This is a genomic window from Rhodococcus sp. T7 (genome assembly GCF_009872365.1).
Classification (GTDB): Bacteria; Actinomycetota; Actinomycetes; order Mycobacteriales; family Mycobacteriaceae; genus Rhodococcus_F.
On record NZ_WXYH01000355.1, the window covers coordinates 87,192 to 99,636 of the forward strand.

Here is a 12,445-nt window from a genome sequence, read left to right on the forward strand (position 1 = left end):
AGCGGACACCTCGACACGGACGGATGACCACAACACGGTTGTGCATCGGTTGGGCGGACACGCGGATTGGGAATGGCACGAACCGGGTATCGAGACGAGATGGCCATCACCGATATCAAGGAGTACAGCCACCTCACCGAGGCGGACGTGGAGGCGCTGGGCGCGGAACTCGATGCGATCCGGGCCGACATCGAGGAGTCCCGCGGCGCCCGCGACGCGCGGTACATCGACCGGGCGATCAAGCTGCAGCGGGGGCTGGCGATTGCGGGCAGGGTCGTCCTGTTCGGCAGCCGGAAGAGACCGGCGTGGCTCCTGGGTACCGCCCTGATGGGTGCGGCGAAGATCATCGAGAACATGGAACTCGGCCACAATGTCATTCACGGCCAGTGGGATTGGATGAACGATCCCGAGATCCACTCGTCGAACTGGGAGTGGGACAACACGTGCCCGTCCTCGGGGTGGAAGCACTCGCACAACTACGTGCACCACAAGTTCACCAACATCGTGGGACTCGACAGCGACGTCGGCTACGGGATTCTGCGGATGACCCGCGACCAGAAGTGGTCGCCGGTGTACCTGGCGCAGCCGTTCTACAACGTGCTGCTCGCGTTGCTGTTCGAGTGGGGTGTCGCGCTGCACCACCTGGACGTGGAGAGTATCCGGCGCGGCGACTACGACCGCGCCGAAACCCTCCGCAACGCGAAGGAGGTGGGACGGAAGATCGCGCGGCAGGTCGGCAAGGACTACGTGGTGTTCCCCGCGCTGACCGGCCCGGCATGGAAGAGCACGCTGACGGCGAACATCACCGCCAACGTGATCCGGAATCTGTGGGCCTACGGTGTCATTTTCTGCGGCCACTTCCCGGACGGTGCCGAAAAGTTCACCAAGGAGGAGTTCGACCAGGAGACCAAGGCCGAGTGGTATCTGCGCCAGATGCTGGGCTCGGCGAACTTCCACGCAGGCCCGGTGCTCGCGTTCATGAGCGGCAACCTCTGCTACCAGATCGAGCACCACGCGTTCCCCGATCTCCCCAGCAACCGCTACGCCGAGATCGGCGTGAAGATGCGGGCACTGTGCGACAAGTACGACCTCCCGTACACGACGGGTTCCCTCCCCCACCAGTACGGACTCACCCTGCGCACCATCTTCAAGCTCGCCCTGCCCAACCGCTTCCTGTCGGCGTCCGCCGACGACGCACCGGAGACGGCGTCGGAACTGCGCTTCCGCATCCGGGGTGGGATGAAGGAAGTGTTCGGGGTCGACCCTGCGACCGGTAAGCGGCGCGGGCTGCGCACGGCGCTGGCCATGATCCGCAACTGACCACGACGTCCACGCGGACCGAAAGGGCTACGCGGGACCTTATCGAACAGGATCATTTGGGCGGCAGCGGTTCCCACCGCCGCCGCGCAAGCAAGAAACGGCTATCGCGGCGATAGCCGCTGGGCCGGAGAAGTTCCTTGACGCTGCCAGGCGCCGACACCAGGATCAGTGAGACCGTCGTCACAAACCCCTGATCTGTGGAGGTAACCCATGGCGTCACCTGTTCCTACTCCCGACTTTCCGATGCGCAGGACTTGCCCGTTCTCCGCGCCGGCCGAGTACCGCGAACTGCGAGATACCCAACCGGTTGCGCCGGTGAGCCTTTGGGATGGCCGTTCCGCCTGGTTATTGACGCGCTACGACGACATCCGTTCGATCCTACGATCGTCCTCGATCAGTTCGCAGACGAGAAGACCCAACTTTCCCTTCCTGTCCGCGTCCGATCAGGCAGCCAAATTGCAGGACGAATCCCTGCAACGGATGGACGGACCGGAGCACAGCCGACGGCGCCGACTCCTGATCCCCTTCTTCACCGTTCATCGGATCGAGGCGCTGCGGCCGACGGTGACGAAGTTGGTACGGGAACTCCTGGAGAACCTGGTCACCAAGACTCCGCCAGTCGACTTCTTCGCCGAGTTCTCCCTGGTCGTGCCGTCGACAGTCGCATGCGAAACTACTTGGCGTCCCCTACCAGGATCACGAATTCTTCCAGGAGAAGAGTGCGGTACGGATCTCACGCACCGCAACCCCCACCGAAATCACGGCGGCGACCGACCAACTGCTCGACTACCTCGGCGGACTGCTCGACGCGCGCACGGTCGACCCCCGCGACGACGTCATGACCTTCTTGGCGGACCATGTGACCAACGGTGATCTGACCCGCGAAGATGCGCTGATGGACGCGAATCTCCTCCTTCTCGGCGGCCATGAAACCACCGCCAACGTGATCACCCTGGGAACGATGGCACTCCTCGAGAATCCGGACCAGCTGGCGCGAATCACCTCCGGAGAGGTCACCGTCACCAACGCCATCGAGGAACTTCTCCGCATCACGTCGGTCACGCACAGCAATGCGATGCGCCTGGCGCTCGAAGACATCGAGGTCGGCGGTCGAACAATTCCCGCGGGCGACGGCTTCATTGCGGCGGTGTCCGCGGCGAACTGGGACGAGTCCATCTTCCCCAATCCTGAAGTACTCGATGTCGGTCGGCCGGAAGCCCGCCAGCACATGGCCTTCGGGTACGGGGTTCATCAGTGCCTCGGACAGGCACTCGCGCGCATGGAACTGGAAGTTGTGCTCGAGGCCGTGTTCGACGTCATTCCCGGTCTCCGGTCGGCTCAGCCGATCGAACAGCTCAGATTCAAGGACGATTCAGCGTTCTACGGGGTCCACGAATTCCCGGTGACCTGGTAACGAGCGAACCAAACAGACAACTCATGATGCGGGCTTCACCTGCCGGGTGAAGCCCGTGAGGAAGTTCGATGGCAAGGAGCGGTTGTGATTCGGGTGTCGGTAGACAACACGAAGTGTATTGCGGCGGGACTCTGCGTCGGGCGTGAGCCGGGCATCTTCGATCAGAACGACGACGACGGTTTGGTATTCGTTCATCGGGAGAATGTCCTCCCCGGCGAGCACGAGGGGGTGATCGAATCGGAACGCATCTGCCCCTCTGGAGCCATTGGGGTGCACACGGATTGATCACGGTGCCCGGTCGATTCGCGGAAAGCAGGTTTCACAGTGCGCAATTCGTTCAACGAAACCGAGGTGAGACTCGTGGTCGAACGACGGACAGTCCTCACCGAGGAAGTCATCCAACTCGAGTTACGAAACGAAGACGGCTCGGATCTTCCAGCGTGGGACCCCGGTTCGCACATCGAGTTGATCCTGTCGGAATCCATGGTTCGCCAGTATTCGCTGTGCGGAGATCCCGCCGACCGTGGTTGTTGGAAAATCGCGGTGCTCCGGGACGTCTCGGGCCGGGGCGGATCGCAGCGAATTCACGATGAACTGCAGGAGAAGTCACTCGTGACGGCACGGGGACCACGCAACCTGTTCCCACTCCGGCCGTCACGTAACTACCTCTTCATTGCGGGCGGGATCGGTATCACACCGATGCTGCCGATGATTTCCGCTGCGGCGAAATCGGGCGACCGATGGGCGATTCACTACGGTGGCCGCTCACGCCAGTCGATGGCCTTCGTCGATCAACTGTTGGAATTCGACCACGCCGGCGTCCATCTCTACCCGCAGGATGAGGTCGGGTTCATCGATCTCGGTTCAGCACTGGCAGATCTCGATCCCGAGACCTTGGTCTACTGTTGCGGACCCGAACCGCTTCTCGCCGCGGTCGAGGACCGATGCGGGTCGACCTGGCCTTCGGATTCTCTGTGTATGGAACGCTTCTCCCCGCGGGCCATCGACGAGCACGCAGCCGAGACTGCGTTCGAAGTAGAACTGGTGCAGAGTGGGAGGACCATCACCGTGAATCCCGGTCAGAGCATTCTCGACGCCGTCGAACAATCGGGTGTTCCGGTCCTCTCGTCGTGCATGGAAGGTACGTGTGCATCATGTGAGGTCGCGGTTCTGGACGGCGTCCCGGACCATCGGGATTCCGTTCTCAGCCAGCATGAACGCGAGGCCGGCAAGACGATGATGATCTGCGTCTCGCGTGCAATGAGTACGCGTCTCGCCATCGACCTCTGACCGACCACAGAGCCTTGCCCCCAACAGGGGCAAGGGCTCTGGTTTTCCGGCCAGGTCACGACGAGCTACAACGCTCTCCGCGCCAGGCTGAAGACCTGTCCGGTGGGACCGCCGATGCGCTGTCGGGCCAGCCACCCGACCAGTTCTGCGACTTCGTGCGGCAACTTCACACGCTCACTCGGCAAACCTTCAGGGGCTTCACCCACTGCGACAAGACCGCGAGTGAGCTGGGTGGCTACGGGCCCGGGAATCACTTCGTTCACGTCGATACCGTGCTCCCAGACTTCTTCGGCCAAGGTCTTCGTGAGATGACTGACCCCCGCCTTGGACGCACCATAGGCCGAGAATCCGGCCGTCGTCGAATGTCCGTGACCCGACCCGATCAGGATGATCCGGCCACCGCCCGCCTCGATCATGAAGGGGAGAACAGCTCGCGCAATATTGAACGTGCCTGTCAAGTTCAGTGTGACCACACGGGCCCAGTCGGCGGGATCGGCGTCGATCACCGCGCAGGGAGCCCCCGCACCGGCACTGTTGACGAGAACATCGACGTCACCGAACACATCGACTGCTTGACGGACCACGGCATCGCACGCGTCGAAGTCGGAGACATCGCACGGTGCGACCAGCGCCTTCGCGCCGAGCGCCTCCACCTCACTTGCGACAGCGTCCAGCTCCGTTCCGGTTCGAGAAGCCAGGACGACGTTGGCACCCGCGCCGGCGAGGTGGAGCGCGCACGCACGGCCGATCCCTCGTCCTGCCCCGGTCACGACCGCGAGCTTGTTCGTCAAGTCGAAGGCGTCACTCTTATTTGCTATCTGACTGATCATGTGGGAATCCCTCTGCTATCTGTATCAGACGCGCGCGAATGGCGGGACGATGTCTTCGTAGTGCACCGTGCCCTTCTCGAGCATGCCCAGCCGATCCATGACCTCGGCAGCATGCTCGATCCCGCTACGAGTGACCTTCCAACTCGGGCTGACCTTCGGGAAGACACGATCGACCATGAAATCGATTGTCTTGGCCGCGTCGTCCGGTGCCTCGTTGTTGAAGGTTCCCTCGTTGAGAAGTTGTGCCGCAGCAGCACGATTGTCGGTGATCCACGTATTGGCCTCCCATTGGGCAGCAAGCCACGCGTCGGCAGTGTCCTGACTCGCGTCGACCTTGTCTTCACGCATGACCAGGGGACACACCTGCAGATCACTCAGCAGCTGCGGTGTACCGGCGGCACTGAAATCGATCAGCATCCGGCCGCCGGCTTGCGTGGCAACGGACAGACCCGCGCCGTACGTGAATCCCACATAGGCGTCGAGCCGGTCGTTCTTCATCTGGGCGATTGCGGCCGACAGCTGCCCCACCCCGAGGACCGTGATGTCATCGCGCTTCATCCCTGCCGCCTCGAGCGCCAGATTCAACATGTTGTCGGTACCTGCACCGATCGCGGTGACACCGATCGTCTTCCCCTTCAGGGAGGCCATCTTTTCGGCGAAAGTGGCGTTCTCACCGGGCCAGTCACCAGGTCCCACGATCAGGTTGTAGGTGTTGACGGGCATGCGCATGCCGACGATCACCGGCCGTTTGCCGGTCTGGCTCTTGGCGAAGGCGAGCATCGCGCCCATCGTGTCCATCGCAGCGCCATCGATCGCGCCCGCACTGACCATCTGCAAACCTTGTACGCCGCTCTGGGGGTAGATGAGCTTCGGAACTTCCAGGTTGAAGAGGGAGAACTGGTTTTGGGCGACATTGATCGCATCGATCAGGAAGTTGTCACCGGAGGACGATCCCACGACGAACGGAGTCGGCCTGGCGAGCGCACCAGCGGCTTTCGGTCCCTGCGTGCCGGCTGCTCCGCCGCCTCCCCCGCATGCGGCGAGGAGGGAACCGACACCGACGGCCAGCGCTCCAGCGCCGGCGAACTTGAACACATTGCGCCGGCTGATTGCAGACCCGGGCGCCGCGCCGCGAATTCGCCCGGCGGATTCGACGCGGTTGAGATCCTTGCTCATCGCTCTCCCTAAGCTCACAACATCAGGGCAGGCAAAAACGATCGTTTCGCCTGAAAGTGGACAGCCGATCCCGAATCGTGCAAGCCAGAAAAGTTCCCGCACGCGATATCACAGGACGTTCACTCACCCAAATCGGCTGGCCATCAGTGGACCAGCAGCGCACCGAGGTGTCAAGGTCGATCGACATACCCGGGAACTATCACCCCGATAGACATTTTCGGTTGCTCGCATACCCCCGAGGTGCGATTGTCACCCCATGAGAGATTCTGTGTTGCAACGGCATCCAGCTCAACTTTTCACGCGCCGTCCTCGATGAATCCGACAGTCCGCGCACCGTTGCCTCCGCTCCCCCGAACTGATCCGTAAAGGAACTGACAAATGCACCATGCACTGAGATCCAATGTGCCTGTCGCCGCGGCCGATGTCGAGTACGGCCGACTTCTCCGGTTGGACGGACAACGGATCGTCGTACTCGGGGCAGGCAGCGGCATCGGGGAACACACAAGCCGCATGTTGGCTTCCATGGGCGCCGAATTGGTCTGCGTCGACGTCGACCCCGCGGGCGCGGAGTCGATCAGCCGAACCCTGAACTGCCCTTCGCTCTGCGTCGACGTGACGTCCGAGTCCGGCGTCGCGGAACTCGTGAAATTCATCGAAGACGAGGTCGGGGAGATTCACGGGTTTGTCGACGTCGTCGGCAGGACGACACCGAAGCCGTTGACGGAGTTCACCTTGGCGGACTGGGAGGACGACTTCCGTGTCAATACCCGGCACGCGTTCCTTCTCGGGCAAGCGCTGTGTCCGCTGATTGCCCGTAGCGGCGGTGGTTCCATCGTCTTCGTCTCCAGCTCGTGGTCCCAGTACGCCAGCCCGTCCGCTCCCGGTTACGGTCCCGCAAAAGCGGCGCTGAACACGTGGATCAAGCAACTCGCGGCCGCATACGGTCCGGCCGGCGTGCGAGTCAACGGCGTCACCCCGGGGTTCTTCCTAACCGCCCGCATGGTCGAGACGCTCGACCGGATCGGCGGGACCGCAGCAGAATCGATCTTCAAGCAGGCTCTGCTCGAGCGCTTGGGGCAGGCGTACGAGGTGGCAGGCACCATCGGATTCCTGCTGTCACCGGCGGCCGGCTACATCACCGGCAGCCTGATCCCGGTCGAGGGCGGCGCGACATCCCGAGACCCGCTCGGGTTCGCTCGGCGCGGGTGAACTCGACAGCAGCACAACCGCTCACCCGGTTTTCCCAGCCCGTCTTCCAGATATTTCGAGGTGTAGATGTGAACTCGAGTCAAGTTTCGAGCGGCAGTAGTCGGAGGTGTCTGGTCGGTGTTCCTCGAGAATCGATTGACGGTGAGCGCCGGGTGGCTCTGGTGCCGAAAATTGTGTCCGCTCTGATCGGCAAGGGCGTCGATGTGGTAGTCGAGTCCGGGGCCGGTCTGGGGGCGCTGATTCCCGACGACCTGTACACCGCGGCCGGGGCGAAGATCGGCGATCCGTGGACTGCCGACGTGGTGGTGAAGGTGGCCCCTCCGTCGACGGAGGAGATCAGCCGGATCAGCGCGGGGACGAGGCTGATCGGCTTCTTGAATCCGCGCAGTGCGGACAATCGGATTGCCGAGCTCGAGGCTGCCGGAATCGAGGGATACGCCATGGAGGCGATTCCACGTATTTCGCGCGCCCAGGTGATGGATGCGCTGTCGTCGCAGGCGAACGTGACCGGATACAAGGCTGTTTTGTTGGCGGCGTCGGAGTCGACCAGGTTCTTTCCGATGCTCACCACGGCCGCGGGCACGGGCACGGTGAAGCCTGCGACGGTGCTGGTGCTCGGTGTCGGTGTCGCAGGCCTGCAGGCGTTGGCGACGGCGAAGCGTCTCGGTGGCCGCGCAACCGGATACGACGTGCGCCCCGAGGTCGCGGACCAGGTGCGATCGGTGGGCGCGCAGTGGCTCGACCTCGGAATCGACGCGGCCGGCGAGGGTGGGTACGCCCGCGAGCTGACCAACGACGAGCGCGCGAAGCAGCAACTTGCTCTCGAGGATGCGATCAAAGGCTTCGACGTCGTGATCACCACGGCGTTGGTGCCGGGTCGTCCCGCCCCCCGTCTGGTGACCGCGTCCGCTGTCGAAGAAATGAAGCCAGGCAGTGTCGTCGTCGATCTCGCGGGTGAAACCGGTGGCAACTGCGAGCTCACCGAGCCGGGCCAGACCGTCGTCAAGCACGGCGTGACGATCTGCTCGCCGTTGAACTTGCCGGCGTCGATGCCTGAGCACGGGTCGGAGTTGTACGCGAAGAACATTTCCGCGCTGATCGAATTGATGCTCGTAGACGGTGCTCTCGCGCCCGATTTCTCCGACGAGGTTCTGGCCGGCGCGTGCGTCACCCGTGAAGCGAAGGGCGCCTGATGTACACATCGCTTCTGGCGAACATCGCGATCCTGGTGCTGTCCGGGTTCGTCGGTTTCGCTGTGATCTCCAAGGTTCCGAACACCCTGCACACTCCGTTGATGTCGGGTACGAATGCCATCCACGGCATCGTCGTGCTGGGTGCGTTGGTGGTCCTGGGCAAGGTGCACGCGCCGTCGCTCGGGTTGCAGATCATCTTGTTCGTCGCGCTTGTCTTCGGAACCGTGAACGTGGTCGGTGGCTTCGTGGTCACCGACCGCATGTTGGCGATGTTCAAGGCCAAGCCGGCCGCCGCGTCTGTGTCGAAGGATGGTGACCGGTAATGGAATACCTGGTCAATGGTTTGTACATCGTCGCGTTCGCGATGTTCATCTACGGTCTCATGGGTCTGACGGGCCCGAAGACCGCGGTGCGCGGAAACCAGATCGCCGCCGTCGGCATGATTGTCGCCGTCGTCGCGACGCTGATCTCCATTCGCGGCGCGCAGATGGGGAACTGGATCCTGATCGCCTCCGGCCTCGTGATCGGTGTCGCGTTGGGTGTTCCGCCGGCGCTGCGCACGAAGATGACGGCAATGCCGCAGTTGGTCGCGCTGTTCAACGGTGTCGGCGGCGGCACGGTCGCGTTGATCGCGTACGCGGAGTTCCTTGACTCGGACGGGTTCACCGCATTCCAGCACGGCGAATCGCCGACGGTCCACATCGTCGTCGCCTCGCTCTTCGCCGCGGTGATCGGCTCGATCTCGTTCTGGGGCAGTGTGATCGCGTTCCTGAAGTTGCAGGAGACCCTGCCCGGTCGTCCGATCGGAATCGGTAAGCTCCAGCAGCCGCTCAATGCTCTGCTGCTCATCTCCGCGGTCGCGTTCTCGGTGGTCATCGGCATCAGGGCGATCTCGCCGGAAGGTCCGACCGGCTCGCTGTGGATCGTGGGGGTTCTGGTGCTGTCGGGCGTCCTCGGCCTGATGGTCGTCCTGCCCATCGGCGGCGCCGACATGCCCGTCGTCATCTCACTGCTCAATGCTCTGACCGGGTTGTCGGCCGCTGCCGCAGGCCTGGCGCTGAACAACCAGGCGATGATCGTCGCGGGCATGATCGTCGGCGCTTCGGGCACCATCCTGACCAACCTCATGGCCAAGGCCATGAACCGGTCCATCCCGGCCATCGTCGCCGGTGGATTCGGTGGCGGCGGCGGTGACGTAGCAGCATCGGACGGCGTCGTGCGCACGGCCAAGGCGACGTCGGCCGCTGACGCCGCAATCCAGATGGCCTACGCCAACCAGGTCATCGTCGTACCCGGATACGGATTGGCCGTCGCGCAGGCCCAGCACGCCGTCAAGGACATGGCGAAGTTGCTCGAGACGAGGGGCGTCGAGGTCAAATACGCCATTCACCCCGTCGCCGGCCGGATGCCCGGTCACATGAACGTTCTTCTTGCCGAGGCGGATGTCTCCTACGACGCGATGAAGGAAATGGACGACATCAACGACGAATTCGCTCGCACCGATGTCACCCTCGTGATCGGCGCGAACGACGTCACCAACCCGGCGGCGCGCAACGATCCGAGTTCACCGATTCACGGGATGCCGATCCTCAACGTCGACCAGTCGAAGTCCGTCGTCGTGCTCAAGCGTTCGATGAACTCCGGTTTCGCCGGTATCGAGAACCCGCTGTTCTTCGCCGAGGGCACCTCGATGCTCTTCGGTGATGCCAAGAAGTCGGTCGCCGAGGTCACCGAGGAACTCAAGGCGCTGTAGCGCTCGAGCTAGGACGTCCACGCGTACCGGAAGCGTCGCGCGACCTCGTCGACCGGTTTGTCCCGGTATTCGGTGTGCTCGTAGCGCTTGACCGCGGTCAGCGCTTCCACGATCAGCGGACCGAACAGGTCCCGCGCCAACGCCGAGGACTCGAATGCCCCCAGCACGTCGGACGGCAGGGTTGGGAGGAGGTCGACGGCGCGGGCGCCGGCGAGGTCCGCCGGGTCGACCGACACCTCGTCGGGGAGCGGACACGCGCCGGCGATGCCGTCGTGGGCGGCGCCGAGAATGGCGGCGCTGCCCAGGTACGGGTTCGCGGACGGGTCGACGGGTTTGATCTCGAGGTTCGCGCCGTGCGGGTTCCCGGCGGTGTCCGTGCACAGGCGGACCGCGGCCTCGCGGTTCTCGAGCCCCCAGCAGCGCGACACCCCCGACCACATCCCCGGACGCAACCGCAGATGCGACAGCGCCGACCCGGCGAGAACCGCCGTGAACTCGGGTAGCGCCCGCAGGATCCCGGCGACCGCGGCGCCACCGGCAACCGTCAGCCCATGTGGGCCCGGACCTCCGGACAGGATCGGCCGGTCGTCCTCGGCGAACGACACGTGCTGGTGGGCGCCGTTTCCCGCACCGCCCGCGACGGGCATGGGTGAGAACGACGCCCGCAGCCCCTGAGCCCGCGCGGTCCGGCTGATCAGTGCGCGGGCCAGCACAGCGTCGTCGGCCGCCGTGACGGGATCGGCGGGGGCGAGCGACACCTCGAACTGGTTGAGCCCGGCCTCGGCGTGGACCTGTTCGATCGGCAGCTCGGCCGTCGCCGCCGCGGCGAGCAGTCGTTCGAAAAATTCATCGTGTGCGAGAACGGCGTTCAGTCCGTACGCGGACCATTCCTCGGCCGTCGCCGCGTCGAACAGGGTGAACTCGAGCTCATGGCCGGTCCGCGCGCTCAGCCCGGACTCCGCCAGCCGCGTCGTCACCCGCCGCAGCGCATCGCGGGTGCACGCGAGCGACGGCGTCCCGTCCTGCTCGGTGAGGCACGCCGGCGCCCAGTACGTGCCGTCGCCCAGATTCCTCACGTCGCCGGCCTCGATCCGCAGCCGCAGGTCGCCCACCACGGACAACGACGGCGTGAACGCGAGGTGGTCGTCGACGCAGAACACACTCCAGCTCGGGGAGGCGCCCGCACCGGCGTCGACGAACGTGGACAGCCTCGAGGCGGGCAGCACCTTCGCCCGGGAGATTCCGGCCATGTCGACGATCGAGCCGACGATGCGGTCGGTGGGGCCGAAATCGTTCCCTACGACGAACTCCATGGCACTGCCCCCTGCTCGAGTCACCATATTGTCGGTCCTCGGGCGAGCCCGGCGTGCCGATTCCCGAAGGTCGGCGCGGATCAGCCGATCGGCGCAGGCATCCGCACCGTGCGGTAACTGCAGGTCAGCGCGTCCCCGGTGGACGGGTCCCGCATTTCGACCTTCCATGCGTCGGCGAATTGATCCACACCGTGCCGCATCGAGATCGTCCCCGACACGAGGACGGTGCCCGCCTTGTGCAAGCCCCGCTCGCGAAGGACGTCGAGCCAGTACTTCGGGGCGAGCAGATCGGCCAGCGTTCCGCTCTGGATGAGGGTGGACGGTTCGCCGTCGCCCTGACCGACCCATGCCGAGAGGGTGATGTCGTCGAGGCGGTCGGCGATCTCGGACAGCCGCCACGCACGTGACCCGAGAACGTCGGGTGCCGCATTCTTGCTCCACGCCACGCTGTGCACCTCGAGGTCGCGGTCGGTGTGGTCGCATGCGACGGTCAGCAGCACGTCGTCGTCCGTGATGACCAGCGCCCACTCAGCTTCGCCCGAGGTTCGTCCGTGTTGAACGGACACCGTCGTCGCCTGCTGGGCAAGGTAGGGCGAGATGGGGTACAACGCTGGGATCGTGGTCGGTGCCGGTACGCCCAGTTCTGCGAGCTCGGCGATATGGGATGCGACCTCCTCCTGGTTCCGTCCGGCATAACCGGCGTTGAGGAGGGTGGTGACCGCGACGTTTTCGACAGTGCCGTCCGGCAGGGTGAACGTGAGCTGCGACATGGGAGGAAACTCCTGTATTCCGGGCCCTGATTCAGTCTGACGATCAGGGCAGATTGTTACTTTCTCGTTTTTTCTGCGCCTCAGGGGTTGCGCATACGTCTTGTATACAGCAAGTATATGTTGTGTACAACGGCGACGGTGACCTGGAACACGGGACATCCGCGCCGCGCGGGACAA

Annotated in this window: 13 protein-coding genes; 8 read left to right on the forward strand and 5 right to left on the reverse strand. The window is 64.1% G+C overall.

The genetic code is table 11. The features are described from left to right. The first annotated feature begins 99 nt into the window (after positions 1–99). Entirely contained in the window at positions 100–1,320 is a 1,221-nt protein-coding gene (locus MLGJGCBP_RS35870; protein WP_160101784.1) for a fatty acid desaturase family protein, read from the forward strand. Positions 1,321–2,119: 799 nt separating this feature from the next. Then, entirely contained in the window at positions 2,120–2,734 is a 615-nt protein-coding gene (locus MLGJGCBP_RS35875; RefSeq protein ID WP_268960802.1) for a cytochrome P450, read from the forward strand. 21 nt (positions 2,735–2,755) lie between these two features. Here MLGJGCBP_RS35875 and MLGJGCBP_RS52290 read toward each other — a convergent pair whose 3' ends face one another. After that, positions 2,756–2,929, reverse strand: a complete 174-nt coding sequence (locus tag MLGJGCBP_RS52290; RefSeq protein WP_236581566.1) for a hypothetical protein — start codon at positions 2,927–2,929, stop codon at positions 2,756–2,758. Here MLGJGCBP_RS52290 and MLGJGCBP_RS35880 point away from each other — a divergent pair. After that, a complete protein-coding gene (locus MLGJGCBP_RS35880) occupies positions 2,852–3,019 on the forward strand; it encodes a ferredoxin (RefSeq protein WP_236581565.1) in 168 nt (55 codons plus the stop codon). The two genes, MLGJGCBP_RS52290 and MLGJGCBP_RS35880, sit on opposite strands and share 78 nt — an antisense overlap. 66 nt (positions 3,020–3,085) lie before the next feature. Continuing rightward, positions 3,086–4,024, forward strand: coding sequence for a PDR/VanB family oxidoreductase (locus MLGJGCBP_RS35885; RefSeq protein WP_201453298.1), 939 nt, complete (start codon positions 3,086–3,088; stop codon positions 4,022–4,024). A gap of 65 nt (positions 4,025–4,089) precedes the next feature. Here MLGJGCBP_RS35885 and MLGJGCBP_RS35890 read toward each other — a convergent pair whose 3' ends face one another. Then, complete coding sequence (locus tag MLGJGCBP_RS35890; RefSeq protein ID WP_160101793.1) at positions 4,090–4,854, reverse strand: SDR family NAD(P)-dependent oxidoreductase; 765 nt, start codon at positions 4,852–4,854, stop codon at positions 4,090–4,092. A gap of 24 nt (positions 4,855–4,878) precedes the next feature. Further along, on the reverse strand, positions 4,879–6,030 hold the full coding sequence (locus MLGJGCBP_RS35895) for an ABC transporter substrate-binding protein (protein ID WP_160101796.1): 1,152 nt from the start codon (positions 6,028–6,030) through the stop codon (positions 4,879–4,881). Positions 6,031–6,408: 378 nt separating this feature from the next. Between MLGJGCBP_RS35895 and MLGJGCBP_RS35900 the strand changes: the two genes are divergently transcribed. The 4 genes from MLGJGCBP_RS35900 (at position 6,409) to MLGJGCBP_RS35915 (ending at position 10,185) form a co-directional block, all read left to right on the forward strand. Then, positions 6,409–7,239 (forward strand): SDR family NAD(P)-dependent oxidoreductase, encoded by an 831-nt coding sequence (locus MLGJGCBP_RS35900; protein WP_160101799.1) that lies wholly within the window; start codon positions 6,409–6,411, stop codon positions 7,237–7,239. Between the two features lie 68 nt (positions 7,240–7,307). After that, positions 7,308–8,432: an NAD(P) transhydrogenase subunit alpha gene (locus MLGJGCBP_RS35905; protein ID WP_160101802.1), complete on the forward strand. Its 1,125-nt coding sequence runs from the start codon at positions 7,308–7,310 to the stop codon at positions 8,430–8,432. After that, the gene (locus MLGJGCBP_RS35910; protein WP_160101805.1) at positions 8,432–8,755 is read left to right on the forward strand and encodes an NAD(P) transhydrogenase subunit alpha; all 324 of its coding nucleotides are present in this window, start codon (positions 8,432–8,434) and stop codon (positions 8,753–8,755) included. The genes MLGJGCBP_RS35905 and MLGJGCBP_RS35910 overlap by 1 nt, the downstream gene beginning before the upstream one ends. Beyond that, entirely contained in the window at positions 8,755–10,185 is a 1,431-nt protein-coding gene (locus MLGJGCBP_RS35915) for an NAD(P)(+) transhydrogenase (Re/Si-specific) subunit beta (RefSeq protein WP_160101807.1), read from the forward strand. Before MLGJGCBP_RS35910 ends, MLGJGCBP_RS35915 begins: the two co-directional genes overlap by 1 nt. An 8-nt stretch (positions 10,186–10,193) precedes the next feature. Here the strand turns inward: MLGJGCBP_RS35915 and MLGJGCBP_RS35920 are convergent, their stop codons facing one another. Together MLGJGCBP_RS35920 and MLGJGCBP_RS35925 are read right to left on the reverse strand one after the other, a co-directional pair. Further along, on the reverse strand, positions 10,194–11,498 hold the full coding sequence (locus tag MLGJGCBP_RS35920; protein WP_160101933.1) for a glutamine synthetase family protein: 1,305 nt from the start codon (positions 11,496–11,498) through the stop codon (positions 10,194–10,196). Positions 11,499–11,578: 80 nt separating this feature from the next. Then, entirely contained in the window at positions 11,579–12,268 is a 690-nt protein-coding gene (locus MLGJGCBP_RS35925; RefSeq protein WP_087557978.1) for a DUF2848 domain-containing protein, read from the reverse strand. Positions 12,269–12,445 lie beyond the last annotated feature (177 nt).

What these genes read in the sequence shown, in the direction of transcription:
- MLGJGCBP_RS35870 (WP_160101784.1), top strand. Translation starts at nt 100, where the DNA reads ATGGCCATCACCGATATCAAGGAGTACAGCCACCTCACCGAGGCGGAC.
- MLGJGCBP_RS52290 (WP_236581566.1), bottom strand. Translation starts at nt 2,929, where the DNA reads ATGAACGAATACCAAACCGTCGTCGTCGTTCTGATCGAAGATGCCCGG.
- MLGJGCBP_RS35890 (WP_160101793.1), bottom strand. Translation starts at nt 4,854, where the DNA reads ATGATCAGTCAGATAGCAAATAAGAGTGACGCCTTCGACTTGACGAAC.
- MLGJGCBP_RS35895 (WP_160101796.1), bottom strand. Translation starts at nt 6,030, where the DNA reads ATGAGCAAGGATCTCAACCGCGTCGAATCCGCCGGGCGAATTCGCGGC.
- MLGJGCBP_RS35900 (WP_160101799.1), top strand. Translation starts at nt 6,409, where the DNA reads ATGCACCATGCACTGAGATCCAATGTGCCTGTCGCCGCGGCCGATGTC.
- MLGJGCBP_RS35910 (WP_160101805.1), top strand. Translation starts at nt 8,432, where the DNA reads ATGTACACATCGCTTCTGGCGAACATCGCGATCCTGGTGCTGTCCGGG.
- MLGJGCBP_RS35915 (WP_160101807.1), top strand. Translation starts at nt 8,755, where the DNA reads ATGGAATACCTGGTCAATGGTTTGTACATCGTCGCGTTCGCGATGTTC.
- MLGJGCBP_RS35920 (WP_160101933.1), bottom strand. Translation starts at nt 11,498, where the DNA reads ATGGAGTTCGTCGTAGGGAACGATTTCGGCCCCACCGACCGCATCGTC.
- MLGJGCBP_RS35925 (WP_087557978.1), bottom strand. Translation starts at nt 12,268, where the DNA reads ATGTCGCAGCTCACGTTCACCCTGCCGGACGGCACTGTCGAAAACGTC.